This window comes from Streptomyces noursei ATCC 11455 (assembly GCF_001704275.1).
Taxonomy (GTDB): Bacteria; Actinomycetota; Actinomycetes; order Streptomycetales; family Streptomycetaceae; genus Streptomyces; species Streptomyces noursei.
This window is the reverse complement of record NZ_CP011533.1, coordinates 3261206-3285460: the sequence shown is the minus strand read 5'-3', so window position 1 is coordinate 3285460 and position 24255 is coordinate 3261206. Positions and strand designations below refer to the sequence as shown.

23 protein-coding genes are annotated in these 24255 nt (G+C 71.3%); 21 read left to right on the top strand and 2 right to left on the bottom strand.

All coding sequences use genetic code 11. From position 1 onward, the window contains the following. Window positions 1-78: 78 nt before the first annotated feature. The 8 genes from SNOUR_RS13575 to SNOUR_RS13540 all read left to right on the top strand — a co-directional run bounded on the left by SNOUR_RS13575 (window position 79) and on the right by SNOUR_RS13540 (window position 9917). Window positions 79-924 carry an enhanced serine sensitivity protein SseB gene (locus SNOUR_RS13575; protein WP_079142608.1) on the top strand — a complete coding sequence of 282 codons (846 nt, stop codon included), beginning with the start codon at window positions 79-81 and terminating at the stop codon, window positions 922-924. A gap of 53 nt (window positions 925-977) precedes the next feature. Then, window positions 978-1766, top strand: a complete 789-nt coding sequence (locus tag SNOUR_RS13570) for an enhanced serine sensitivity protein SseB C-terminal domain-containing protein (protein WP_079142606.1) — start codon at window positions 978-980, stop codon at window positions 1764-1766. Between the two features lie 412 nt (window positions 1767-2178). Continuing rightward, complete coding sequence (locus SNOUR_RS13565) at window positions 2179-3177, top strand: ABC transporter permease (RefSeq protein WP_067346781.1); 999 nt, start codon at window positions 2179-2181, stop codon at window positions 3175-3177. A 79-nt stretch (window positions 3178-3256) separates the two neighbouring features. After that, a complete protein-coding gene (locus tag SNOUR_RS13560; protein WP_067346779.1) occupies window positions 3257-5005 on the top strand; it encodes an ABC transporter substrate-binding protein in 1749 nt (582 codons plus the stop codon). A gap of 78 nt (window positions 5006-5083) precedes the next feature. Next, the gene (locus SNOUR_RS13555) at window positions 5084-6094 is read left to right on the top strand and encodes an ABC transporter permease (RefSeq protein ID WP_067346777.1); all 1011 of its coding nucleotides are present in this window, start codon (window positions 5084-5086) and stop codon (window positions 6092-6094) included. Continuing rightward, complete coding sequence (locus SNOUR_RS13550) at window positions 6091-7203, top strand: ABC transporter ATP-binding protein (protein WP_067346776.1); 1113 nt, start codon at window positions 6091-6093, stop codon at window positions 7201-7203. Before SNOUR_RS13555 ends, SNOUR_RS13550 begins: the two co-directional genes overlap by 4 nt. Before the next feature lie 179 nt (window positions 7204-7382). Next, window positions 7383-8408 (top strand): ABC transporter ATP-binding protein, encoded by a 1026-nt coding sequence (locus SNOUR_RS13545; protein WP_312635963.1) that lies wholly within the window; start codon window positions 7383-7385, stop codon window positions 8406-8408. A gap of 99 nt (window positions 8409-8507) precedes the next feature. Next, on the top strand, window positions 8508-9917 hold the full coding sequence (locus tag SNOUR_RS13540) for a M1 family metallopeptidase (protein ID WP_067346774.1): 1410 nt from the start codon (window positions 8508-8510) through the stop codon (window positions 9915-9917). 4 nt (window positions 9918-9921) lie between these two features. Here SNOUR_RS13540 and SNOUR_RS13535 read toward each other — a convergent pair whose 3' ends face one another. Next, window positions 9922-10554: a trimeric intracellular cation channel family protein gene (locus SNOUR_RS13535; protein ID WP_067346773.1), complete on the bottom strand. Its 633-nt coding sequence runs from the start codon at window positions 10552-10554 to the stop codon at window positions 9922-9924. Between the two features lie 116 nt (window positions 10555-10670). On the opposite strand from SNOUR_RS13535, the gene SNOUR_RS13530 reads away from it, so the two are divergent. Together SNOUR_RS13530 and SNOUR_RS13525 are read left to right on the top strand one after the other, a co-directional pair. Further along, window positions 10671-11519, top strand: a complete 849-nt coding sequence (locus tag SNOUR_RS13530; protein ID WP_067346771.1) for a thioesterase family protein — start codon at window positions 10671-10673, stop codon at window positions 11517-11519. Between the two features lie 205 nt (window positions 11520-11724). After that, window positions 11725-12894 carry a cysteine desulfurase family protein gene (locus SNOUR_RS13525; protein WP_067346769.1) on the top strand — a complete coding sequence of 390 codons (1170 nt, stop codon included), beginning with the start codon at window positions 11725-11727 and terminating at the stop codon, window positions 12892-12894. Between the two features lie 186 nt (window positions 12895-13080). On the opposite strand, the gene SNOUR_RS13520 is transcribed toward SNOUR_RS13525, so the two are convergent. Then, on the bottom strand, window positions 13081-13875 hold the full coding sequence (locus tag SNOUR_RS13520) for an N-acetylmuramoyl-L-alanine amidase (RefSeq protein ID WP_376738511.1): 795 nt from the start codon (window positions 13873-13875) through the stop codon (window positions 13081-13083). A 45-nt stretch (window positions 13876-13920) separates the two neighbouring features. Between SNOUR_RS13520 and mnmA the strand changes: the two genes are divergently transcribed. The 11 genes from mnmA (at window position 13921) to SNOUR_RS13465 (ending at window position 24241) form a co-directional block, all read left to right on the top strand. Further along, window positions 13921-15048, top strand: a complete 1128-nt coding sequence (mnmA, locus tag SNOUR_RS13515; RefSeq protein ID WP_067346768.1) for a tRNA 2-thiouridine(34) synthase MnmA — start codon at window positions 13921-13923, stop codon at window positions 15046-15048. Window positions 15049-15638: 590 nt separating this feature from the next. Next, window positions 15639-16190, top strand: a complete 552-nt coding sequence (locus tag SNOUR_RS13510) for a nitroreductase family protein (RefSeq protein ID WP_312632564.1) — start codon at window positions 15639-15641, stop codon at window positions 16188-16190. After that, window positions 16150-16467, top strand: a complete 318-nt coding sequence (gene albB, locus SNOUR_RS13505) for an albonoursin biosynthesis protein AlbB (RefSeq protein WP_039632579.1) — start codon at window positions 16150-16152, stop codon at window positions 16465-16467. Before SNOUR_RS13510 ends, albB begins: the two co-directional genes overlap by 41 nt. A gap of 36 nt (window positions 16468-16503) precedes the next feature. Beyond that, window positions 16504-17223 (top strand): tRNA-dependent cyclodipeptide synthase, encoded by a 720-nt coding sequence (locus SNOUR_RS13500; RefSeq protein ID WP_079142603.1) that lies wholly within the window; start codon window positions 16504-16506, stop codon window positions 17221-17223. Window positions 17224-17393: 170 nt separating this feature from the next. Then, window positions 17394-18122, top strand: coding sequence for a VC0807 family protein (locus tag SNOUR_RS13495; protein ID WP_067346762.1), 729 nt, complete (start codon window positions 17394-17396; stop codon window positions 18120-18122). Window positions 18123-18310: 188 nt separating this feature from the next. Further along, window positions 18311-19687 (top strand): NADP-specific glutamate dehydrogenase, encoded by a 1377-nt coding sequence (gene gdhA, locus SNOUR_RS13490; RefSeq protein WP_067346761.1) that lies wholly within the window; start codon window positions 18311-18313, stop codon window positions 19685-19687. A 101-nt stretch (window positions 19688-19788) separates the two neighbouring features. Beyond that, window positions 19789-20331, top strand: coding sequence for an LOG family protein (locus SNOUR_RS13485; protein ID WP_067346759.1), 543 nt, complete (start codon window positions 19789-19791; stop codon window positions 20329-20331). A 34-nt stretch (window positions 20332-20365) separates the two neighbouring features. Continuing rightward, window positions 20366-21055 (top strand): SDR family oxidoreductase, encoded by a 690-nt coding sequence (locus SNOUR_RS13480; RefSeq protein ID WP_039632571.1) that lies wholly within the window; start codon window positions 20366-20368, stop codon window positions 21053-21055. 90 nt (window positions 21056-21145) lie between these two features. After that, window positions 21146-21604 (top strand): MarR family winged helix-turn-helix transcriptional regulator, encoded by a 459-nt coding sequence (locus SNOUR_RS13475; protein WP_312632563.1) that lies wholly within the window; start codon window positions 21146-21148, stop codon window positions 21602-21604. A gap of 132 nt (window positions 21605-21736) precedes the next feature. Further along, window positions 21737-23137, top strand: a complete 1401-nt coding sequence (locus SNOUR_RS13470; protein ID WP_067346758.1) for an MFS transporter — start codon at window positions 21737-21739, stop codon at window positions 23135-23137. Between the two features lie 90 nt (window positions 23138-23227). Next, on the top strand, window positions 23228-24241 hold the full coding sequence (locus SNOUR_RS13465; RefSeq protein ID WP_067358252.1) for a methionine synthase: 1014 nt from the start codon (window positions 23228-23230) through the stop codon (window positions 24239-24241). Window positions 24242-24255: the final 14 nt, after the last annotated feature.

Below are 24255 nucleotides of genomic sequence, written 5' to 3'. Positions count from 1 at the left end.
CTGACCCACCGGGGCGGGCCCATGGACCCGCCCCCAGGGTCAGGGGCCGGGCAGCGCGGCCAGTAATGGGTGGGTGAGATGAACTATCCGGACAATTACCCGCAGCACGGTGGTCCGGTGCCGGGGCACGTCCCGGACGCGGGGATACCGCAGTTGGCCTGGCCGGCCAACGAGCTGGAGGAGGTGCTGGCCGCGTCGGTCGGGCACCCCGAGGCCGGTGGCCGGATCGTCGAGGTGCTGGGCCGCAGCCGGGTGTGGGTGCCGCTGCCCGAGAGCGGCGGCCCGGAGAGCGCCGGCTTCGGCGCGGCCGGCCTGGACCTGCCGACCGTCGAGCTCGGCGGCGCCGCCTACGTTCCGGTCTTCAGCTCCGAGCAGGAGTTCCTGCGGGTCGTCGGGCCGCACATGTCGTACACCGTCGCGCCCGCCCGGGAGTTCGCCCGCGGGCTGCCGCCGCTGCTGGGCATCGCGGTCAATCCGGACGGCACCGTCGGCGTCCCGCTGCCGCCGCCCGCGGTGGCCGAAATGTGTCGTGCCGGACGGACCGAACTGGACGGCCCGCAGGGCGGCGGCGCCCGGGTGCGGCTCTTCGAACCGGACTGGCAGGACGAGCCGGTGGACTTCCTGGCCGCCGCCGGCCTGGCGTTCTCCGAGGCCGGATGCGTGCTGACCGCCCGCCGCGCGCTGGCCAGCGTCGAGGGCGACACGCCGGCACTCTTCGTCGGGGTGCAGGTGGAGGTCGCCCCGGAGCGGCTGCACGACGGCGGCGCCCGCGACGAGGTGCTGACCGCGCTGGGGCGGGCGCTGGGCCAGGTGCCGGTGCCCTGGCCGGTCCAGCTCGTCCTGCTCGACATCGCCCAGGGCGACCCGGTCGCCGACTGGATGCTGGAGCGCGTGCGGCCCTTCTACACCCGGGACCACTCGTAAGCTGGTGGAACGACGGGCGGGCGCGGGCCCTGCCGGGAGAAGGGACGGACCACGTGAGCGCCGGTGCGCATCAGGGAGCGGCGGCCGACCAGGTCGAGCAGATGCTGCGACAGGTCTCGCCCGGGCGCTATGACGCCTACGAGGCGCTGCTGGGCGCCCTCGCGCACGGGCAGGTCTGGATGCTCCTGTGGCACGGCCGGGCCGGACAACCCGACGCGCAGTACGGCAACATGGAGGTCGACGGGCTGGGGTACGCCCCCTGCGTGACTTCCGCGGCCGAGCTCGCCGCCTCCGGCTGGACCCGCGACCACGAACTCGTCAGCGGCCCCGAGATCGCCGCCTCGCTCTTCCCCGACCGCTGGGGGCTGTGGCTGAATCCGCACGCCCCCGGCGGCGGCGTCGGCATCCCCTGGCTCGACCTGCGCCGGATCGCCGCCGGCCTCGACCGACTGCCCGCCGGACCGCTGCGGATCTCCGAACCGGTCATCGACATCCCGCAGTTCTACGCCCTGCTCGCGCAGAACGCCCACCGGACGCCCCCCGTGCGGTCGTTGCGTCGGGCTTGGGTGCAACCCGCCCTCGGCGCCCCGTATCTGGCGATCGGGCTGGATCTGTACGACACCGGGCAGCCGTCGGTGGACGCCGCGCGGATGATGATCCAGCAGTCGATGGGCGCCGTGCCGGACGGTCTGCCGGTCTCCACGGTCGCCATGAACGACGAGTACGACCCGGTCGGGATGTGGATGCGGGCGTGCGCCCGTCCGTTCTTCGACCGCGACGGCTACGCCCAGCCGCCGGTTCCCGGACCCACCTACGGTTACGGCTACCCGCGCCCCTATTGACGCCGACGGGTGCCCGCGGCGGGCACCCGCCCGCTGCCGTTCTTGGCCTGAATTCCCCCTTTCCGCACGGCGGTTGACGCCTCTTCCGACCGCCTCGCGCACCGCTGAGTCCGCCCTGGTGTTCGTATAACGGAAAGCCGCGGACCACATCACAGTTACGCATCCATTCACCGTCAGGGCTGGTGAGTGATCGCGAGTCGGATGAAGACTCCCGGCATCGAGGACCTCGGTCCTTTGTACGAGCGCCATCCCCCACCGACGTCACGCACGCTTCCGACACGTCCGCAGCGCCAACTCCCGCGCGACCTGGCGGAGATGGCGGCCGGGGGACACACCAGTGAGGTAGAAACCAGGCCGCCACCGCGGCGCGCACAGGTCGGCCACCGTCGGCCGGGAGGGGTTCTGATCCACCGTGACCGCACCGATCGAGACCACCGGGGCGGCTGCGCAGGCGCAGCCGGAAGCGGTGCTGGAAGGCGTGGAGAGCAAGCGGATCGAGGGGCGCTCGCTCGGCCAGATCGCCTGGCTGCGCTTCCGCCGCGACAAGGTCGCGATGGCGGGTGCCATCGTTGTCATCCTGCTCATCCTGACCGCCGCGCTCTCCCGGCCCCTGCAGCACCTGTTCGGCCTGGACCCCAACCAGCCGCACCAGGACCTGATCGACCCCAACACCACGCTTCCCAAGGGCGACTTCGGCGGGATGAGCGCCGACCACCTCTTGGGCGTGGACCCCAAGTTCGGCCGTGACCTGCTCTCCCGGATCCTGGAGGGCTCCTGGGTCTCGCTGCTGGTGGCCTTCGGCGCCACGCTGCTGTCGGTGGCCATCGGCACCGTCCTCGGCGTCGTCGCCGGCTTCTACCGCGGCCGGGTGGACGCGTTCATCAGCCGCATGATGGACGTCTTCCTGGCCTTCCCGCTGCTGCTCTTCGCCATCGCGATCTCCGCGTCGCTGCAGGGCGGCGCCTTCGGCCTGGACGGTCTGCCGCTGCACATCTCGGTGCTGATCTTCGTGATCGGCTTCTTCAACTGGCCCTACATGGGCCGGATCGTGCGGGCCCAGACCCTCTCGCTGCGGGAGCGGGAGTTCGTGGCCGCCGCCCGCGGCCTGGGTGCCCGCGGGCCGTTCATCCTCTTCAGGGAACTCCTGCCCAACCTGGTGGGGCCGGTCATCGTCTACTCGACGCTGCTGATCCCCTCCAACATCCTCTTCGAGGCGGCGCTGAGCTTCCTGGGCGTCGGTATCCAGCCACCCCAGTCGTCCTGGGGCGGCACGCTCACCCAGGCGGTCAAGTACTACGAGGTCGACCCCCAGTACATGATCGTCCCCGGTCTCGCGATCTTCGTCACCGTGCTCGCGTTCAACCTGCTCGGTGACGGTCTGAGGGACGCGCTGGACCCGCGCGGCCGCTGATCCGGCCGCCCGCCCGGCACCTCACTTCCAGCCGTTTCGATCTGACGTTTCTCGACGAACGAAGGGGACACCGAGCATCATGCGAAGGTCACTTCCGGTCGCGACTGTCGCGGCCATCACCTGTGCGGGCCTTTTGCTGGCCGGCTGCAGCGGAAAGGGCTCCTCCGGCAGTTCGGCCGGGGCCAACGCCGCCACCAAGGGCGTCGTCAACGCCTCGGACGAGAAGGGGGGCACCCTCACCTACGCGATGAGCGACGCCCCCGAGTCCTTCGACCCGGGCAACACCTACTACGCCTTCGTCTACAACTTCAGCCGCCTGTACGCGCGTCCGCTCACCACCTTCAAGCCCGGTCCCGGCACCAAGGGCAACGAGCTGGTCCCGGACCTCGCCGAGTCGTTGGGCAAGCCCAGCGACGGCGGCAAGACCTGGACGTACAAGCTGCGCAAGGGCGTCAAGTTCGAGGACGGCAACCCCGTCACCTCCCAGGACGTCAAGTACGCGGTGGAGCGCAGCAACTTCGCCCGCGACATCCTCTCCCTGGGCCCGAACTACTTCCAGCAGTTCCTGGTGGACAACGACGGCGGCTACAAGGGCCCCTACAAGGACAAGAGCAAGGAAGGGCTCAAGTCCATAGAGACGCCCGACGCGCAGACGATCGTCTTCCATCTGAAGAAGCCGTTCGCGGAGTTCGACCAGCTGGTCAGCGCCCCGCAGACCGCCCCGGTCCCGCAGGCCAAGGACAAGGGCGCGGACTACACCAAGTCCGTGGTCTCCACCGGCTCGTACAAGTTCGAGAGCTACCAGGAGGGCAAGAAGCTCACCCTGGTCCGCAACCCGCAGTGGTCCGCCGCCAACGACCCGCTGCGCAAGCAGCTGCCGGACAAGATCGTCCTCAACCTCAAGGTCGCCCAGTCGACCATCGACAAGGACCTCCAGTCCGGCAACACCCAGGTCGACATGGCCGGACGCGGCGTGGACGGCCAGACCCAGGCCCAGCTGCTGACCGACCCCACGCAGAAGGCCAACACCGACAACGCGCTCGGCCAGCGCCTGGTCTACACCGCCATCAACACCAAGGTGGCGCCGTTCGACAACGTCGAGTGCCGCAAGGCCGTCGAGTACGCCATCGACAAGAAGGCCGTGCAGACCGCGCTCGGCGGCCCGATCCGCGGTGAGATCGCCTCCACGGTCCTGCCGACGGACATCGCCGGCTACCAGAAGTACGACCTGTACCCGCAGAAGTACAACGGCGACAACTTGGACCTGACCGAGGCGCAGGCGCACTGGAAGAAGTGCGGCGCCGGCAACGTCTCCACCACCATCCTGGCCCGCAACGACCGCCAGGACGAGGTCGACGCGGCCACCTCGGTGATCGGCTCGCTGAAGAAGATCGGCATCAACGCCAAGCTCCAGCAGTACCCGACCAGCAAGTACTTCTCGGACTACGCCGGTGTGCCGGCCTTCGACAAGGCCAACAACGTCGGCCTGATGATGATGCAGTGGGGCGCCGACTTCCCGACCGGCTACGGCTACCTCCAGCAGATCCTCCACGGCAAGGCGATCAGCCAGTCCGGCAACTCCAACCTGTCGCAGCTGGACGACCCGGAGATCAACAACCTGCTCGACAGCGCCATCGCCAACACCGACAAGGCCGCCCGCGAGAAGGCGTACGGGGACATCGACCGGAAGGCGATGGAGCAGGCGGCGATCGTCCCGCTGACCTACTTCAAGGTCCTGCTCTACCGCTCGCCCAAGGCCACCAACATGGTGTCCACCTCGGCCTACAGCGGTGAGTACGACTACCTCAACATCGGCGTCAAGAAGTAGCAGCCCTGGAAGGCAGGTGAAGGCATTGGTGTCCGCGGGCCGGTCGCTCCCGGCCCGCGGCACCGGCGCCGCATCCCCGTGTTCTCGTACATCATCCGCAGGTTGATCAGCGCAGTGATCCTGCTGCTGATCGTCAGCGCGGTCACCTTCGGCATCTTCTTCCTGCTGCCGAAGCTGGCCGGGCAGAGCACCGACCAGCTTGCCCAGCAGTACATCGGAAAGGCCCCCACGCCCGCGGACATCGCCGCGGTGAAGAAGAACCTGGGCCTGGACAAGCCCGTGTACGAGCAGTACTGGGACTTCCTCAAGGGCATCTTCGTCGGCGTCGACTACAAGTTCGGCCCGGAGGCGGCCACGTGCCATGTGCCGTGCTTCGGTTACTCCTTCAAGACCCACATCGAGGTCTGGCCGGAGATCCAGTCCCGGCTCCCGGTGACGCTGTCGCTGGCCGCCGGCGCGGCGGTGCTGTGGGTGCTGTCCGGTGTCGCCACCGGTGTGCTCTCCGCACTCCGCCCCGGTTCGCTCTTCGACCGGATGGCGATGGGCGTGGCGCTGGCCGGCGTCTCGCTCCCGATGTTCTTCACCGGCGCGCTGGCGCTGGCCCTGTTCACCTACCAGTGGCCGATCTTCCAACGCAGCGACTACGTACCGCTGTTGGACGATCCGGCGGGCTGGGCGCAGGTCATGGTCCTGCCCTGGGTCACCCTGGCCTTCCTCTACTCGGCGCTCTACGCCCGGCTCACCCGGGCGGGCATGCTGGAGACGCTGAGCGAGGACTACATCCGCACCGCCCGCGCCAAGGGCCTGCGGGAGCGCCGGGTGGTGATCCGGCACGGACTGCGGGCCGCGCTCACCCCGATCATCACCGTCTTCGGCATGGACCTGGGCCTGCTGCTCGGTGGTGCGCTCATCACCGAACAGGTCTTCTCGCTCAAGGGGGTCGGCGCCTTCGCGGTCGACTCCATCAACGCCAACGACCTGCCGAACATTCTCGGCGTCACCCTGCTCGCCGCGTTCTTCATCGTCATGTGCAACCTGGTGGTGGACGTTCTGTACGCCGCCGTCGACCCGCGGGTGAGGCTCTCGTGACCGACTCTTCCCAGGACAAGACCACGGCGGCCGGGCGGCCCGCCGCCGAGCCCGCCCCCGCGCCCCCGGCCCCCTCCGCCTTCCTCGACGTGCGGGACCTGAAGGTGCACTTCTCCACCGACGACGGCCTGGTGAAGTCCGTCGACGGGCTGACCTTCAGCCTGGAGAAGGGCAAGACGCTCGGCATCGTCGGCGAGTCCGGCTCCGGCAAGTCGGTGACCTCACTGGCGATCATGGGCCTGCACCGGGCCTCCCGCCAACAGCGCAGCAAGGTGCGGATGTCCGGCGAAATCTGGCTGGACGGCAAGGAGTTGGTCGCCGCCGACCCGGACGAGGTGCGCCGGCTGCGCGGCCGTGAGATGGCGATGATCTTCCAGGATCCGCTGTCCGCGCTGCACCCCTTCTACACGGTCGGCCAGCAGATCGTGGAGGCGTACCGGGTCCACCACGACGTCGACAAGAAGACCGCCCGCAAGCGCGCCGTGGAGATGCTCGACCGGGTCGGCATCCCGCAGCCGGACAAGCGGGTGGACGACCATCCGCACCAGTTCTCCGGCGGTATGCGCCAGCGCGCCATGATCGCCATGGCGCTGGTCAACAACCCCGAGCTGCTGATCGCGGACGAGCCGACCACCGCTTTGGACGTCACCGTCCAGGCGCAGATCCTGGACCTGATCCGCGATCTGCAGAAGGAGTTCGGCTCGGCGGTCGTCATCATCACCCACGACCTGGGCGTGGTCGCCGAGCTCGCCGACGACCTGCTGGTGATGTACGGCGGCCGGTGCGTGGAGCGGGGCCCCTCGGACGAGGTGTTCGCCACCCCGCAGCACCCCTACACCTGGGGCCTGCTCGGCTCCATGCCGCGGATCGACCGTGACCAGACCGACCGGCTCATCCCGGTCAAGGGCTCGCCGCCCAGCCTGATCAACGTGCCGTCCGGCTGTGCCTTCAACCCCCGTTGCCCGTACGCGGACGTCCCCAAGGACAACGTCACCCGCACGGTGCGCCCCGAACTGCAGCAGGTCGACGGCCGGCACTTCTCCGCCTGCCACCTGCCGCGGGAGGAGCGGGAGCGTATCTGGACCGAAGAGATTGCGCCGAAGCTGTGACCGAGAAGACTGAGAAGCCTGAGGCGACCGCGAAGCCCGAGCGGGCCGAGAACGCCGAACAGGCGGAGCAGGTCGAGAGCGCCGAGAAGTCGGTGGACACGGAGAAGGCCGCGAAGCCCGCGGCGACCCCTGCGGTCGGGCGTGCCGAGCGCTCCGGGTCCGCCGCCCCGGACGAGCCGCTGCTGCGGGTCCGCGGCCTGGTCCGGCACTTCCCGATCACCAAGGGCCTGCTCAAGCGCAAGGTCGGGGCCGTCCAGGCGGTCGACGGGATCGACTTCGACGTCTTCCCCGGGGAGACGCTGGGCGTCGTCGGCGAGTCCGGCTGCGGCAAGTCGACGATGGGCCGGCTGATCACCCGGCTCGACGAACCGACCGGCGGCTCGGTCGAGTTCGAGGGCCAGGACATCACCCACCTGTCCCCGGGCCGGCTGCGCCCGCTGCGCCGCGACATCCAGATGATCTTCCAGGACCCGTACGGTTCGCTGAACCCGCGGCACACCATCGGCGGGATCGTCTCCACCCCCTTCCGGCTCCAGGGCGTCGAGCCCGAGGGCGGGGTGAAGAAGGAGGTGCAGCGGCTGCTGGAGCTGGTGGGCCTGAGCCCGGAGCACTACAACCGCTATCCGCACGAGTTCTCCGGCGGTCAGCGCCAGCGCATCGGCATCGCGCGGGCGCTGGCCCTCAAGCCGAAGCTGGTGGTCGCCGACGAGCCGGTCTCCGCGCTCGACGTCTCCATCCAGGCCCAGGTCGTCAACCTCATGGACGACCTCCAGGAGGAGCTGGGCCTGACCTACGTGATCATCGCGCACGACCTCTCGGTCATCCGGCACGTCTCGGACCGGATCGCGGTGATGTACCTCGGCAAGATCGTCGAACTGGCCGACCGGGACTCGCTCTACGCCTCGCCCCGGCACCCGTACACCAAGGCGCTGCTCTCGGCCGTGCCGGTGCCCGACCCCAAGCGGCGCACCCAGCGCGGCCGGATCCTGCTCAAGGGCGACGTCCCCTCGCCGATCGACCCGCCGTCCGGCTGCCGGTTCCGCACCCGCTGCTGGAAGGCGACCGAGGAGTGCACCACCACCGAGCCGCCGCTGATCCGGTTGCGGACCGGGCACCAGGTGGCCTGCCACCACCCCGAGGGCGAGTCGGACAACTCCGGTGCGGCGACCGAAAGTTCGGACGGTAAGGCATCAACCGGGCAGTAACGCCTGACGACTTGGCAAAGTCGCTGGTGAAGACGGACGGGAGAGTGCAGAGTCGGCGCGGTTGTTCATCACGCATCCGCGTACTCGAAGGGACGGCTCATGGCACTCTCCCGTTCTGCGCGTCGCTCCTCCCGTTGGCTCGCCCTGGCCACCGCGGTGGCCTCGGCCGCCACCATCGCCGCGGCCCCCGCGGCCACGCCGGGCGCCCCCGGCATCGGTGACCCCTACTTCCCCGGGTTGGGCAACGGGGGCTACCGGCCCCTCCACTACGACCTCGGCGTCAGCTACCACCCCGACTCCGGCCGGCTGGACGGCAGGACCACGCTGACCGCCCGGGCCACCCAGGACCTCTCCTCGTTCGACCTGGACCTCCAGAAGCTGACCGTCGACCAGGTCCGGGTCGACGGCCGCCCCGCCCGCTTCTCCAGAACCGGCGACGAACTCGTCATCCGGCCCGGCCGCCCGCTCGCCCGCGGCGAGCGCTTCGCGGTCACCGTCGTCTACCACGGCGTCCCCCAGCCGCTCAGCGGCCCGATCGTCTTCGGTTCGCAGTACGGCTGGATGAAGACCAAGGACGGCGTCTTCGTGGCCTGCGAGCCCAACGCCGCCTCGACGTGGTTCCCGTCCAGCGACCACCCGGACGAGAAGGCCACCTACGACATCCGCATCGACGCCCCCAAGGGCCTGACCGGGGTCTCCAACGGGCGGCTGGTCGGCTCCGGCGAGCACGGCGGCCGGGCGTGGTTCCACTGGCGCGAGAGCCGCCCGATGGCGCCGTACCTGGCCACCGCCACCATCGGGAAGTTCGACGTGCGCACCGGCACCACCCCCGGCGGCACCCCGATCTACGTCGCCACCGACCCGACCCTGCCGACCGGCAAGGTCGACGTCTACGGCGTCACCGCGGCGGCCACCGACTACTGGTCGAAGGTCTTCGGGCCGTACCCCTTCGAGGAGACCGGCGCGATCGTGGACGACATGCCGCAGGCCGGCTTCTCCCTGGAGGTGCAGTCCAAGCCGGCCTACTCCGCCGTCCGCAGCGAGAGCACCATCGTCCACGAGCTGGCCCACCAGTGGTTCGGCGACTCGGTCTCGGTGCGGCAGTGGAAGGACATCTGGCTCAACGAGGGCTTCGCCACCTACGCCCAGTGGCTGTGGGCCGAGCACAAGGGCACGACCACCGCCCACGACGCCTTCCGCAAGGCGTACCAGGGGATACCGGCCGACGACGCCTTCTGGAAGATCAAGGTCTCCGACCCGCAGCGGGACACCATGTTCTCCGATGCGGTCTACGAGCGCGGCGCGATGACCCTCCAGGCGCTCCGCGAACGCATCGGCGACCGGGCGTTCTTCCGCCTGCTGCCGGCCTGGACCGCCCGGCACCGCTACGGCAACGCGGACACCGCCGACTTCATCGCGCTGGCCGAGAAGGTCTCCGGGCAGCGGCTGGGCGACCTCTTCCACACCTGGCTGGACACCCAGAGCCGCCCCGCGCTGTCGGGGGAGTGACCGGCTAGCCGGCGTCCTCGCGCCCCCGGCCGCTCAGCTGCTGCGGCCGGGGCAGGTGCAGCCCGAGATAGAGCGCGCCCATCCGGAGTGCGAACACCAGCCCCGCCGAGACCACCGCGGCGGGGTTGGCCCCGGCCCCGAGGCGGTCCATCAGCAGATAGCAGCAGGCGCCGGCCAGCGCCGCGATGGCGTAGACGTCCTCGCGCAGCAGCAGCGGCGGGAACTCCCCGCACAGCACATCGCGGATGACCTCGCCGGCCACGCCGGTCAGCACCGCCAGGATGATCACCGCGAGCGGGGTGGCGCCCGCCGAGATCGCCGCCCGGGCCCCTATCACCGTGACCACGGACAGCCCGATCGCGTCCACCACCAGCAGCGACTTCCGCGGCAGCGACCAGAAACGCAGATAGACGATGGTGCCCACGCCGACGCAGATGATCACCGTCAGCAGTACCCAGTCGTGCGTCCAGTACAGCGGCCGCCGGTCCAGGATCAGATCGCGCAGCGTGCCGCCGGAGATGGACGCGGCGAAGGCGAGGACCAGACCGCCGAACGGGTCCATGTTGGCGCGGTAGGCCGCCAACACGCCGCTCGCGGCGAAGGCCGCGACGCCGATCAGGTAGAGCACATGAAGCATGCGGTCATGATGACAGCCGCGGAAGCGGCGGCTCCGGCCGCGTTCCCCGTCCGTCGCCGTTCCGTTCCTCGAAATTGACACTACCGGTCGGTAATAAAGCCGTGTAGCGTGCCGCCATGGCATCGGTGACCGTAGGAAACAGCGAGTTCGACCGCGACACCGCGGTCACCCGGAGCGCCCCGGGCGTCTACGACGCGCACCTCTCCGAGGGCTGGACGATCATCAACGCCGTCAACGGCGGCTACCTCCTCGCCCTCATGGGCCGCGCCCTGGGCGACGCCCTCCCGCACCCGGACCCGCTCACCGTCACCGCGCACTACCTGACGGCCTCGGTGCCCGGCCCCGCCGTCGTCCGCACCGAGGTGATCCGCACCGGCCGCACCCTGTCCACCGGCACCGCCTCCCTCGTCCAGTTCGCCGACGACGGCAGCGAGGTCGAGCGGATGCGGGTGCTGGCCACCTACGGCGACCTCGCCACCCTCCCCGACGACGTCCGCACCACCGCCAAGCCCCCGGCCATCCCGCCCTACGAGCACTGCCTGGGCACGGACAGTGCCCCCGACGGCCGGCCGGCGATCCCCGGCAGCACCGCGATCGCCGGACGCCTGGACCTCCGGCTCGACCCGGCGACCGTGGGCTGGGCGGTCGGCGCCCCGTCCGGCAAGGGCGAGATGCGCGGCTGGTTCGGCCTGGCCGACGGCCGCGACCCCGACCCGCTCTCCCTCCTGCTGACCGTCGACGCGCTGCCGCCCACCGCCTTCGAGCTGGGCCTGCGCGGCTGGGTCCCCACCGTCGAGCTGACCTGCCACGTCCGCCACCGCCCGGCCCCCGGCCCGCTGCGGGTCGCCATCACTACCCGCAATCTGGCCGGCGGCTTCCTGGAGGAGGACGCCGAGGTCTGGGACTCCGAGGACCGCCTGGTCGCCCAGTCCCGCCAGCTGGCCCGCACGATCCTGGTGCAGTAGCCGCGCCGCCCGGCGAACTCCCGCACCGTCGGGGAGGGTTGGCCCGGCGCGCGCTCCGCATGCCGCAGGCGTGGACCGTGCGGCCCGCACGGCCGACGGGGCGGGGCGCCGCGGGGCCGCCACGGCCCGATCACAGCGTGCGCCCTGCGGAATGCGCCCCCGCGCGGGGTACGCGCCCCGGGGTGGCTCGTAGAATCAGCGCACCATGGTTTACCTCGACCACGCCGCCACCACCCCGATGCTCCCGGAGGCGGTGCAGGCGATGACCGCCCAGCTGACCGTCACGGGCAACGCGTCCTCCCTGCACGCCGCCGGCCGGCGGGCCCGGCGTACCGTCGAGGAGGCGCGGGAGTCGCTCGCCGCCTCCCTGGGCGCGCGGCCCAGCGAAGTCGTCTTCACGGCGGGCGGCACGGAGGCCGACAACCTCGCGGTCAAGGGGCTGTACTGGTCCCGCCGGGCCGCCGACCCGGCCCGCACCCGGATCCTCGTCAGCCCCGTCGAGCACCACGCCGTCCTGGACGCCGTCGAGTGGCTCGCCGAGCAGGAGGGCGCCACCGTCGACTGGCTGCCGGTCGACCACCACGGCCGGGTGCACGCCGAGGCGCTGCGCGAGGCGATCGCCCGCAACCCCGCCGACGTCGCGCTGGCCACCGTGATGTGGGCCAACAACGAGATCGGCACCGTTCAGCCGATCCGCGAACTGGCCGAGGTGGCAAGGGAGTTCGCGATCCCGCTGCACGCCGACGCGGTCCAGGCGGTCGGCCAGCTGGACGTCGACTTCGCCGCCTCCGGACTGGCCGCGATGACCGTCTCCGGCCACAAGATCGGTGGCCCGTACGGCATCGGCGCGCTGCTGCTGGGCCGGGAGCACGCCCCCGTGCCCGTGCTGCACGGCGGCGGTCAGGAACGCCACGTCCGCTCCGGCACCCTCGACACCCCCGCGATCGCCGCGTTCGCCGCGGCCGGCCGGCACGCCGTGGCGCACCGGGAGGAGTTCGCCCGCGAGATCGGCGCGCTCCGCGACGACCTGATCAAGGCGGTGCGGGCGGCCGCCCCCGACGCCGTCCTGGGCGGCGACCCGGACCCGGCCGGCCGCCTCCCGGCCAACGCCCACTTCACGTTCCCCGGCTGCGAGGGCGACTCCCTGCTGCTCCTCCTGGACGCCCAGGGCATCGCCTGCTCCACCGGCTCCGCCTGCACCGCCGGCGTCGCCCAGCCCAGCCACGTCCTGCTGGCCACCGGGATGTCCCAGGACCTCGCCCGCGGCACCCTCCGCTTCTCGCTCGGCCACACCTCCACCGCGAAGGACGTGGCGGCCCTTGCGGAGGTCATCGGCCCGGTGGTGGAACGCGCCCGGGGCGCGGGGCTGAGCTAGGGCGCTTCTGATGGATCTCCGCGGCGTCGCGGCGCCTGCCACGCACGCTCGCGGCGTTGCCGAAATGCCCCCATAGCTCCGCTATGAAGACATCCCGGCGCCTTGCGATCGCACGCACCAGGCGCCGCTCCTTCTTCCACGGAGATCCATCAGAAGCGCCCTAGGGCCTGACCCATCGGACAGGCCCTAGGGTCTGCCCGGTCGCGTTCGGGCCGCGGGGCGGCGCAGCTCCGCCCGGACCAGCGTCAGATAGCGGTCCCAGTCCCAGTGCGGCCCGGGGTCGGTGTGGTCCGTCCCCGGGACCTCGATGTGACCGACGATGTGCTCCCGGTCGGCCGGGAAGTCGTACCGGCGGCAGATCCCGGCCGTCAGCCGGGCCGACGCCGCGTACATGTCCGGGGTGAAGGACTCCGGCCGGTCCACGAATCCGGCGTGCTCGATCCCCACGCTGCGCTCGTTGTAGCCGCGGTTCCCGGCGTGGAACGCCACGTCCAGTTCGCGGACGGTCTGCGCGAGGTGCCCGTCCCCGCGGACGACGTAGTGCGCCGACGCCTCGTGGAAGGGGTCCCGGAAGACCTTCAGCGCGGTGGCGAAGCTGCCCTGGACGACGTGGATCACCACGCGGTCGACGGTGTAGTCGTCGGGGCGGTTGGCCTGCCGGTAGTTCGCCGGGGAGGCGGCGGACCACTGCGCACCGGCGAAGTCGACCTCGCCCTCCTTCCGGGGGCGGCTGTTCCCCGGCAGCTGCCCCCACCAGTACGCCAGCTCCTCGCGGGCCGCGACCGCCGTCGCCCCCGCGGCCACCGCCGCACCGCCGCCGAGCAGCAGCACCCGGCGCCGGGTGAGCCGCTTCCCGGCGCGCTTCTTGTCGTCCGCCGCCCCGTCCGCCGGGCCCGGGGACGTCCGCTCCGCGTCCCGCGCGTCGTCCGCCGCCGTGTCCTCCACGCCCCGCACGCCCTCCACCTCTCCCACGCCCTCCACAACGCTTTCCGGGCGCCGCCCGGTTCCGTCTACTCTGGAGGGGCTATGACTGATGCCGCCGCCCCCCGCCGCCTCCGCGTCCTCGCCGCCATGTCCGGCGGGGTCGATTCCGCCGTCGCCGCGGCCCGCGCCGCCGAGGCGGGCCACGACGTCACCGGCGTCCACCTCGCACTGTCCGAGAACCCCACGTCGTTCCGCACCGGGGCCCGCGGCTGCTGCACCATCGAGGACTCGCACGACGCCCGCCGTGCCGCCGACGTCATCGGCATCCCCTTCTACGTCTGGGACCTCGCCGAACGCTTCCGCGAGGACGTCGTCGAGGACTTCATCGCCGAGTACGAGGCCGGCCGCACCCCGAACCCGTGCCTGCGCTGCAACGAGAAGATCAAGTTCGCCGCCCTCCTGGACAAGGCGCTCGCCCTCGGCTTCGACGCGGTGTGCACCGGCCACTACGCCCAGGTCATCCTCCGCGAGGACGGCTCCCGCGAGCTGCACCGCGCCACCGACATGGCCAAGGACCAGTCCTACGTCCTCGGCGTGCTCGACGACCGCCAGCTGGCGCACGCCATGTTCCCGCTCGGCGACACCCCCACCACCAAGACCGAGATCCGCGAAGAGGCCGCCCGGCGCGGCCTGTTCGTCGCCAAGAAGCCCGACAGCCACGACATCTGCTTCATCGCCGACGGCGACACCCAGGGCTTCCTCGCCAAGCGACTGGGCAGCGCCGAGGGCGACATCGTCGACGAGTCCGGCACGAAGCTCGGTACCCACGAAGGCGCCTTCGGCTTCACGATCGGCCAGCGCAAGGGGCTGCGCATCGGCACCCCGGCCGCGGACGGCAAGCCGCGCTACGTCCTGGACATCTCCCCGGTGGACAACACCGTCACCGTCGGCCCCGTCGAGTCCCTTGACGTGACCGCGCTCACGGCCATCAAGCCGCGCTGGTGCGGCCGCCCGCCGGCCGACGGCCCGGCCGTCTACACCGCCCAACTGCGCGCCCACGGCGGCGAGACCGAGGTCACCGCCGAGGTGGTCGGCGAGGAGCTGCGGGTCTCCTTCACTGAGCCCGTGCGGGGCGTCGCCCCGGGTCAGGCCGTGGTCCTGTACGACGGGACCCGCGTGGTGGGTTCGGCCACCATCGCCACCACCCGCCGGGCCGCGCCGGTGGCCTGAGCCGGGCCGATCCGGCCGGGCCGTCCGCGACACGCCGGACGCGGCTGAGACATCTGACACACCAGAGGCGTCTGAGGCTCGTGTGGCGTGTGAGGCTGTCCGAAAGTGAGCGCACCGCACCGCGTCACCACGACCCGGCCGGGCCGGGCCCGTCCCTCCAAGGGCAGGCCCGGCCCGGATTTTTCCACCCCGAAAACCGGTGGGAAGGTTTCCGATTTTGTTGCGTCGATGGCGTGAATTCGGTACTGCGGAGCGCTTAAATTCACGTCGCTGTGACGAACGCTCTCCCGACCCCCCTTGTCCGGCCAGATCGCGAGCTGGTACACCTAGTCCGAAAAATCGTTCCGCCGAACTGAATCGAACTCAAGTCGCCGGTCAGCCGGGCGGGTCGGACGTGAATCCGGCCCCAGGGTGATCGATGCGCTATTGCCTGCCGTCGGACCCGGCCGTGCCCGTGGATCCGTCCCGACGGGCGGGAACCGGTGAGGCGCCACCCATCGCATTCGCCGTACCGCGGCGGGTGTGAGGTGCGCCCAAAAAGAAGGGGATTGATGTTAGCTCACAGTTCATCTGAATCGCCGCCGGAATCCTTGCCGGACGCGTGGACGGTCCTCAAAACCCGTACCGCCGTCCGCAATTACGCGAAAGAGCCGGTCGACGACGCGCTGATCGAGCAGCTGTTGGAGGCCATGCTCGCCGCGCCGACCGCCTCCAACCGGCAGGCGTGGTCGTTCATGGTGGTGCGCAGGCCCGCCGCGGTCCGCCGGCTGCGCGCGTTCTCGCCCGGGGTGCTGGGAACCCCCGCCTTCTTCGTCGTGGCCTGCGTCGACCGCAGTCTGACCGACAACCTCTCCCCGAAGCTCTCGCAGAAGATCTACGACACCAGCAAGCTCTGTGTCGCCATGGCGGTGGAGAACCTGCTGCTCGCGGCGCACGCGGCCGGCCTGGGCGGATGCCCGGTGGGCAGCTTCAGGTCCGACATCGTCACCAGCATGCTCGGTATCCCGGAACACATCGAGCCGATGCTCGTGGTCCCGATCGGCCGTCCCGCGACAGCCCTCGTCCCCTCCCAGCGCCGCGCCAAGAATGAGGTCGTCAACTATGAATCCTGGGGAAACCGTGCTGCCGCCCCAACTGCGTGAGGAGATCGCGCTCCTCGCCGTCTATCTGCTCAGCAGCGGCCGCGGACTCCTGGAGGAGCCGGCCGACTACGGAATTTACCGCTGTACCGACGGGGCCCGTCGGGCGCTCCAACTCCTCGACGAACACGGCGGGAGCACGGCACGGCTGACCGCCGTCCGCGAGCGTCTCGACGAGGTCATGTTCGCGCCGATGGGCGAGGACCGGGACATGGGCGCGATTCTGGACGACCTGTGTCGCCAAATGGCAGACGCTCTTCCGGAAATTGAAACCCCCTGACGGCTGTCCGGGGCAACCCCAAAAGGACTTCTTAGCATGCTTGCAGGCTTAGTTCCCGCGCCGGACCACGGAATGCGGGAAGAAATACTTGGCGACCGCAGCCGATTGATCCGGCAACGCGGTGAGCACGCCCTCATCGGAATCAGTGCGGGCAACAGTTATTTCAGCCAGAAGAACACCGTCATGCTGCTGCAATGGGCCGGGCAGCGTTTCGAGCGCACCGATGTCGTCTATGTCGACACCCACATCGACGAGATGCTGATCGCCGACGGCCGCAGCGCGCAGGAGGCCGAGCGGTCGGTCAAACGCACGCTCAAGGATCTGCGGCGCAGACTCCGGCGCTCGCTGGAGAGCGTGGGCGACCACGCCGAGCGGTTCCGTGTCCGGTCCCTGTCCGAGCTCCAGGAGACCCCTGAGTACCGGGCCGTACGCGAGCGCACCGACCGGGCCTTCGAGGAGGACGCCGAATTCGCCACCGCCTGCGAGGACATGGTGCGGGCCGTGGTGATGAACCGGCCCGGTGACGGCGTCGGCATCTCCGCGGAACACCTGCGGGCCGGTCTGAACTACGTGCTGGCCGAGGCCCCGCTCTTCGCGGACTCGCCCGGAGTCTTCTCCGTCCCCTCCTCGGTGCTCTGCTACCACATCGACACCCCGATCACGGCGTTCCTGTCCCGGCGCGAGACCGGTTTCCGGGCGGCCGAGGGACAGGCGTACGTCGTCGTCAGGCCCCAGGAGCTGGCCGACGCGGCCTAGTTGGGGGCGTCCGCGGGCGGACCTGCCTCCCCACCCGCTCCCGGTGCCGGCGCCGGGCATGACAAATGTCATGGGGAGGACAGGACACTTGCTCATGGTGCGGAACGGGGCCCCTCGGCGAAGCTGAAGACGTAGGAAGACAGCACACGTCGCACGCCGGGGGACCCGTCATGACTCAAGCCGCCACCGTCACCGCCACCACGAGCCAGGGCAGGGCACTCCTGCGGAGCCTGACGCCGCTGTTCGTGGACGCCGCGATCCCGCTCGGCTCGTACTTCCTCCTCGCCGAGGGCTTCGGCATGAGCACGGTCGCCGCGCTGGCCTGGAGCAGCGTGGTCCCGGCGCTGCGCACGATCTGGGGCCTGGTCCGGGAGCGGACGGTCAACGGCCTCGCGCTGCTGATCCTCGTCGTCAACGTGGTGGGGCTGGCGACGAGCACCCTGACCGGCGATGCCCGGCTGATGATGGCCAAGGACAGCGGCGTCAGCAGCGTCGTCGGGATCGCGATCCTGCTCTCGGTGCGCGGCCGGCGCCCGCTGATGACCGCCGGACTCCGGCCCTGGGTGACCAAGGGAAGCCCGGAGGGGAACGCCGCATGGGACCGGCTGTGGGCGCGCAGCGCGCGGTTCCGGCAACTGGAGCGGCGATTCTCGACGGTCTGGGGGAGCGCCCTGCTGATCGAGTGCGTGGTCAAGGTCGTCGGTGCGTACGTCCTGCCGGTGCACACCATGGTGTGGCTGGGCACGGTGCTGACGGTGGTGGCGATCCTGCTGGCCATGGTGGTCGCGGGCGGCGGCAGCGCCGAGCCGATGGAGCGGATGGTCAAGGCCGAGGTCGGGGCCGCCGGCGAGGCCGCCACGGCGGGGAACGCCGAGCCGGCGCCGGCCGCCGCGGCCTGAGACCGCGCGGCGGGGGAGTTGGGGAAATCGCGTACAGGATTGGCGCGTCGAGCACCCCCGCCCTCGATAGGGCGGGCCCCCGGCGCATATGGTCGGCGATGCGACGGGACATCGGAGCCCCGCGTCGACGGTTCAACGGCGATCCGGACGGCACGCGGCTTTCGTCGGCCACGAAGGGAACGGAAGTCATGTCGACTGTTCACACTGGGGTCACGCAGAGCGGTCTCACCGCCGAGCTGGCCTCCCTGCACGCCGAGCTCGTCCGTCGGAATCCCGGTGAAGCGGAGTTCCACCAGGCGGCCCTGGAGGTCCTCGAAACGCTGGCACCGGTGCTCACCGCCCGGCCGGAGTTCGCCGACGCCAAGGTCCTGGAGCGGATCGTCGAGCCGGAGCGGCAGATCATGTTCCGCGTGCCCTGGCAGGACGACTCCGGCACGATCCGGGTCAACCGCGGCTTCCGGGTGGAGTTCAACAGCGCGCTCGGCCCCTACAAGGGCGGCCTGCGGTTCCACGCGTCCGTCAACCTCGGCATCGTGAAGTTCCTCGGCTTCGAGCAGATCTTCAAGAACGCCCTGACCGGGCTGAACATCGGCGGCGGCAAGGGCGGCAGCGACTTCGACCCGCACGGCAGGTCGGACGCCGAGGTGATGCGCTTCTGCCAGTCCTTCATGACCGAGCTGCACCGTCACCTGGGCGAGCACACCGACGTGCCGGCTGGCGACATCGGCGTCGGCGGCCGGGAGATCGGCTACCTCTTCGGCCAGTACCGGCGGATCACCAACCGCTGGGAGGCCGGCGTCCTGACCGGCAAGGGCCTGGCGTGGGGCGGCTCCAAGGCCCGTACGGAGGCCACCGGTTACGGCAATGTGCTGTTCACCGAGGAGATGCTCAAGCAGCGCGGCGAGGAGCTGGACGGCCAGCAGGTGGTGGTCTCCGGGTCCGGCAACGTCGCCATCTACACCATCGAGAAGGCCCAGGCGCTCGGCGCCAACGTCCTGACCGTCTCGGACTCCGGCGGCTACGTCGTCGACGAGAAGGGCATCGACCTGGCGCTGCTCAAGCAGGTCAAGGAGGTCGAGCGCGGCCGGGTCGGCGACTACGCCCAGCGGCGCGGCAGTTCGGCGAAGTACGTCGCCGGCGGGAGCGTGTGGGACGTCGCCTGTGACGTGGCGCTGCCGTCGGCCACCCAGAACGAGCTCGACGCGGACGCCGCCCGGATCCTGGTCCGCAACGGCGTCAAGGCGGTCTCCGAGGGCGCCAACATGCCCACCACGCCGGAGGCGGTGGCGCTGCTGAAGGAGGCCGGCGTGGCCTTCGGCCCGGGCAAGGCCGCCAACGCCGGCGGGGTCGCGACCAGCGCGCTGGAGATGCGGCAGAACTCCGCCCGCGAGGCGTGGGCGTTCGAGCGCACGGAGGGCGAACTCGCCGCCATCATGCGGGGGATCCACGACACCTGCCACCAGACCGCCGAGCGCTTCGGGCGGCCCGGTGACTACGTGGCGGGCGCCAACATCGCCGGCTTCGAGCGGGTCGCGGACGCGATGCTGGACCAGGGCCTGATCTAGACGCCCCGCCGGGCCCGGCCGCGGAACCGCTCCGCGGCCGGGCCCGGTGTCCTTCCCCGCGCCCCGTGGGGCGGTCGCCGCGTGCCCGTAGGCTGAACGGCATGAATATCTGCGTCTTCTGTTCCGCCGCCGACCTCGACGACCGTTATGTGGTGCCCGCCCGCGAATTCGCCGAATCGATCGGTCGGGGTGGACATGCCCTGGTCTGGGGCGGTTCGGACACCGGGCTGATGAAGGTCATGGCGGACGGCGTCCAGGAGGTCGGCGGGAAACTGCTCGGGGTCTCCGTGGAGTTCCTGGCGGACAAGGCGCGGGCCAACGCGGACGAGATGGTCGTCACCAAGGACCTCGCCGAGCGCAAGGCGCAGCTGCTGGCGCGGGCCGACGCCATCGTCGTCATGGTGGGCGGCACCGGCACGCTGGACGAGGCGACCGAGATCCTGGAGCTGCGCAAGCACGGGATGCACGGCAAGCCGGTGGTGCTGCTGAACACCGCCGGTTTCTACGACGGGCTCAAGGCCCAGTTCGAGCGGATGGAGGCGGAGGGCTTCCTGCCCGTTCCCCTCTCCGAGCTGGTGTTCTTCGCCGAGGACGGCGCGGCCGCGCTGGCCCACCTGGAAGCGCTGGCGGGCGCCGCGGGCTGACCCGCCCATGGGGGCACGCCGTAGGATCGCCCCCATGGGTACGCACTTGATCACGGGCGCCGGATCGGGCATCGGAGCGGCGGTCGCACGGCGGCTCGCCGAGCGCGGTGAGGAGCTGTGGCTGCTGGCGCGCGACGTCGGCCGAGCCAAGGAGTTGGCGGAGCGGTTCCCCGGGGCGCACACCCTCGTCGGTGACCTCGCCACCCCCGAGAAGCTCGACTGGGCGCTCGGGCACCAACGGCTGCCGGAGCGGCTCGACTCGATCCAGCACATCGCGGGCGTCATCGAGCTGGGTGCGGTCGGCGACCTGCCGGCCAAGGCGTGGCAGCGGCAGCTGGCGGTCAACCTCGTCGCGCCCGCCGAGATCACCCGGCTGCTGCTGCCGCTGGTCCGGATCGCCAAGGGCGACGTGGTCTTCGTCAACTCCGGTGCCGGGCTCACCGCGAACCCCAACTGGGGCGGGTACGCCGCGAGCAAGCACGGCCTGAAGGCGCTGGCCGACGCGCTGCGCGCGGAGGAGCACGACAACGGCGTCCGGGTCACCTCGATCTACCCGGGGCGCACCGCCACGCCCATGCAGGAGAGCACCCACCGCCAGGAGGGCAAGGCGTACGACGCGTCCCGGTGGATCGACCCGGAGTCGGTGGCCACGGCCATCCTCACCGCGATCGACCTGCCGCGGGACGCGGAGATCAAGGACCTGGTGGTCCGGCCGGGCCGCTGACCGGACCCGGCCCCGGGGCTCCCGGGGCCGCCCGGTGGTCCGCCCGCCCTCGCCCCCGTGCACCGCGCGGGGGCGACGTACGCTTCAGGGGTGACCACGTCAAGGGCGACCACCGAAGCGAAGACCACCGCCGCGGCCGGGTGCGGGTTCCGGGAGATCAGGGGGCTGGTCACCGAGCTGAGCCGCCGCCTGGACGCCCACCAGCGCAGCCGGATCGCGGAGCTGGACCTGACGCCGACGCAGGCGAAGGCGCTGGAGGAGCTGGGCGAGCCCAAGACCGCGCGGGAGTTGGCCGCGGTGCTGTGCTGCGAGCCGCCGAACGTCACCTACGTCATCTCCAAGCTGGAGAAGCAGGGGATGGTGGTCCGCCGCCCGCACCCCGCGGACGGGCGCGCCAAGCAACTGGTGCTGACCGAGGCCGGTCGGGAGCTGCGGCTGGACCTGCTGCGGCGGATGGGCACGGAGTCCCCGCTGGACCACCTCTCCCACGAGGAGCGCGCCGCGCTCCGCGACGAACTCCTCAGAGCGCTGGGCCGGGTCGCGGACTAGCGCCCGACCGCCGTCGCGCCGAAGGCCCCCGGGCATCGCTCCGGGGGCCTTCGGCGTTTCTTGGTATCGCTTCGATAAAGTTATAGCTGTAACCATCGCGCAGGACGGATAGATACAGCTATAACTAAATCCATGATCACTGAGAACGCGGCGCCGCGTGCGACGGCGAGCACCCCCACCCGTCCCGCACCCGCCGGCGGAGCCACCCAACTCGTCGTCCTGGCCCTGGGGTTCGTGATGGCGAGCCTGGACACCGGCATCATGAACGTCGCCGCGCACGACCTCCGGGCCCGGCTCGGACTGACCATGTCCGGCCTCACCTGGGTCGTCGACGGCTACGTCCTCGCCTTCGCCGCGCTGCTGCTGCTCGCCGGCTCGCTCGCCAAGCGGTTCGGCGCCCGGCGGATCTACCTCGTCGGGCTGGCCGTCTTCACCGCCGCGTCCCTGCTGGGCGCCGCGGCGCCGGGCGGCGGCGCCCTGGTGGCGGCCCGCTTCGCCCAGGGGGCGGGCGCCGCGCTCTTCATGCCCAGTTCGCTGTCGCTGCTGATGAACGCCTTCCCGGAGCCGGCCCGCCGGGCGAAGGTGCTCGGCATCTGGTCCGCGATCGTCTCCACCTCCGTCGGCCTGGCACCGACCGTCGGCGGCCTGCTCGTCGGCACCCTCGGCTGGCGCAGCATCTTCCTGGTCAACCTCCCCATCGGGATCGCCGGACTGCTGCTCACCCGCCGGGTGATCGCCGCGGTCCCGGGCACCGGCGCCCCGCTCGGCGGCACCGGCCACGTCCTCGGCCTGCTCGCCCTCGGCTCGCTCAGCTACGCCCTCATCGAGGGGCCCGCCGCCGGCTGGGCCGCCCCCGGCGTCCTGGCCGCGTTCGCGGTGACCGTGCTCGCCGCCGCCGGGTTCGTGGTCCGGGAACGCACCGCCCGCACCCCGGTCCTGCCCGTCACCCTCTTCGCCGACAGCCGCTTCTCCGCCGCCAACGTGGTCGGCTTCCTCTTCAACTTCGCCTTCTACGGGGCGCTGTTCGTCCTCGGGCTCTTCCTCCAGACGGGCCGCGGCGCCGACGCGGTGACCGCGGGTCTGCAGATGCTCCCGGCCGTCCTCGTCATCCCGATCGGCAACGTGCTCTACACGCGGATCGCGCCGCGCACCGGCAACCGGGCCGCGCTCGCTGTCTCCCTGGCCCTCTCCGCCGCCGGCTACCTCCTGCTCTTCCTGGTCCTCTCGCCGACCCTGCCGTACGGGGTGATCGCGGTGGTGCTGGCCGTCACCAACATCGGCAGCGGGATCAGCTCCCCGGCGATGACCGGCGTCCTGATGGAGGCCGCGGGCCGCGAGCACGCCGACATCGGCAGCGCGACCCTCAACGCCAACCGCCAGGTCGGTTCGCTGGTCGGCATCGCCGGCATGGGCGCGATTCTGACCGGCGCGGGCGACGCCTACCAGGGCACCGGATACGCCTTCGCGCTGACCGCGGTGGCCCTGGCGGCCGCGGCGGTGGTCGGCTGGCTGGGCGTCCGCGGCCGGCGCTGACCCGGGTGCGGCGTTCGCGCCGGGCGTACGGAGGTGGGCCGGGCGGGGCTGGGGCGGCCCGCCCGGCCCACCGCCGCATACCCTTCCGGGGTGAGCGAGAACACCAGGCACAAGTGGGCCGCGGGCGCGGCGACCGGCATCGGGTCGATGCCGGGCGGCGACGCGCGCGAAGCAGCGAAGACCGTCACCGGATCGCTGGAGGACTTCCCCCATCTGCCCGAGCTCCCGGCCCGGGGGCCCGGCGCCGACATGATCGGCCGCACTCTGGGCCTGCTCGTCGAGCTCTACGCCCATGTGGAGCCCAGCGGCTGGCGGATCAGCGACCGGCCCGGCCGCGACACCCGCCGGGCCCGCTCCTGGCTCGGCGAGGACCTCGACGCCCTGGAGGAGTTCACCCAGGGATACGAGGGACCGCTGAAGGTCTCCGCGGTCGGCCCGTGGACCCTGGCCGCCGCACTGGAGATGCGCAACGGCGAGGCGGCGCTCGGCGACCCCGGGGCCTGCCGGGACCTCACCGAGTCGCTCGCCGAGGGACTCCGCGGCCATCTCGCCGAGGTCCGACGGCGGGTACCGGGCGCCGAACTCGTCCTCCAGCTCGACGAGCCGTCGCTGACCGCGGTGCTCCAGGGGCGGGTGCGGACCGCGAGCGGCTACCGCACCCACCGGGCCGTGGACCGCGCGGTCGTCGAGGGCGCGCTGCGCGACCTGGTCGGGGCGGCGGACGGCGCACCGGTCGTGGTCCATTCCTGCGCGCCCGAGGTGCCGTTCGCACTGCTGCGGCGGGCCGGCGCGACCGGCATCTCGTTCGATGCCGCGCTGCTCACCGAGCGTGAGGACGAGGTGCTCGGCGAGGCGGTGGAGGGCGGTACCGCGCTGTTCGCGGGCGTGGTGCCGGGCGTGGACGGTCGATTGTCAGACCCTGCCGGTAGCGTCATGGGTGTCCGGACGCTGTGGCGCAGGCTGGGGCTGGCACCTGGACTTCTCGCGGAGTCCGTGGTGGTCACCCCGTCGTGCGGTCTGGCGGGCGCCTCGCCCGCCTACGCCCGCGCGGCGCTCGCCCACTGCGTCCGGGCGGCGAGGTCACTCGCAGACAACCCTGAGTGACCGCCCTCAAGGAC

Coding starts and splice junctions, on each gene's coding strand:
- SNOUR_RS13530 (WP_067346771.1), top strand. CDS start 10,671: ATGGCATCGGTGACCGTAGGAAACAGCGAGTTCGACCGCGACACCGCG.
- SNOUR_RS13495 (WP_067346762.1), top strand. CDS start 17,394: ATGACTCAAGCCGCCACCGTCACCGCCACCACGAGCCAGGGCAGGGCA.
- SNOUR_RS13500 (WP_079142603.1), top strand. CDS start 16,504: ATGCTTGCAGGCTTAGTTCCCGCGCCGGACCACGGAATGCGGGAAGAA.
- gdhA (WP_067346761.1), top strand. CDS start 18,311: ATGTCGACTGTTCACACTGGGGTCACGCAGAGCGGTCTCACCGCCGAG.
- SNOUR_RS13485 (WP_067346759.1), top strand. CDS start 19,789: ATGAATATCTGCGTCTTCTGTTCCGCCGCCGACCTCGACGACCGTTAT.
- SNOUR_RS13575 (WP_079142608.1), top strand. CDS start 79: ATGAACTATCCGGACAATTACCCGCAGCACGGTGGTCCGGTGCCGGGG.
- SNOUR_RS13540 (WP_067346774.1), top strand. CDS start 8,508: ATGGCACTCTCCCGTTCTGCGCGTCGCTCCTCCCGTTGGCTCGCCCTG.
- SNOUR_RS13560 (WP_067346779.1), top strand. CDS start 3,257: ATGCGAAGGTCACTTCCGGTCGCGACTGTCGCGGCCATCACCTGTGCG.
- SNOUR_RS13470 (WP_067346758.1), top strand. CDS start 21,737: ATGATCACTGAGAACGCGGCGCCGCGTGCGACGGCGAGCACCCCCACC.
- SNOUR_RS13535 (WP_067346773.1), bottom strand. CDS start 10,554: ATGCTTCATGTGCTCTACCTGATCGGCGTCGCGGCCTTCGCCGCGAGC.
- mnmA (WP_067346768.1), top strand. CDS start 13,921: ATGACTGATGCCGCCGCCCCCCGCCGCCTCCGCGTCCTCGCCGCCATG.
- SNOUR_RS13525 (WP_067346769.1), top strand. CDS start 11,725: ATGGTTTACCTCGACCACGCCGCCACCACCCCGATGCTCCCGGAGGCG.
- albB (WP_039632579.1), top strand. CDS start 16,150: ATGAATCCTGGGGAAACCGTGCTGCCGCCCCAACTGCGTGAGGAGATC.
- SNOUR_RS13480 (WP_039632571.1), top strand. CDS start 20,366: ATGGGTACGCACTTGATCACGGGCGCCGGATCGGGCATCGGAGCGGCG.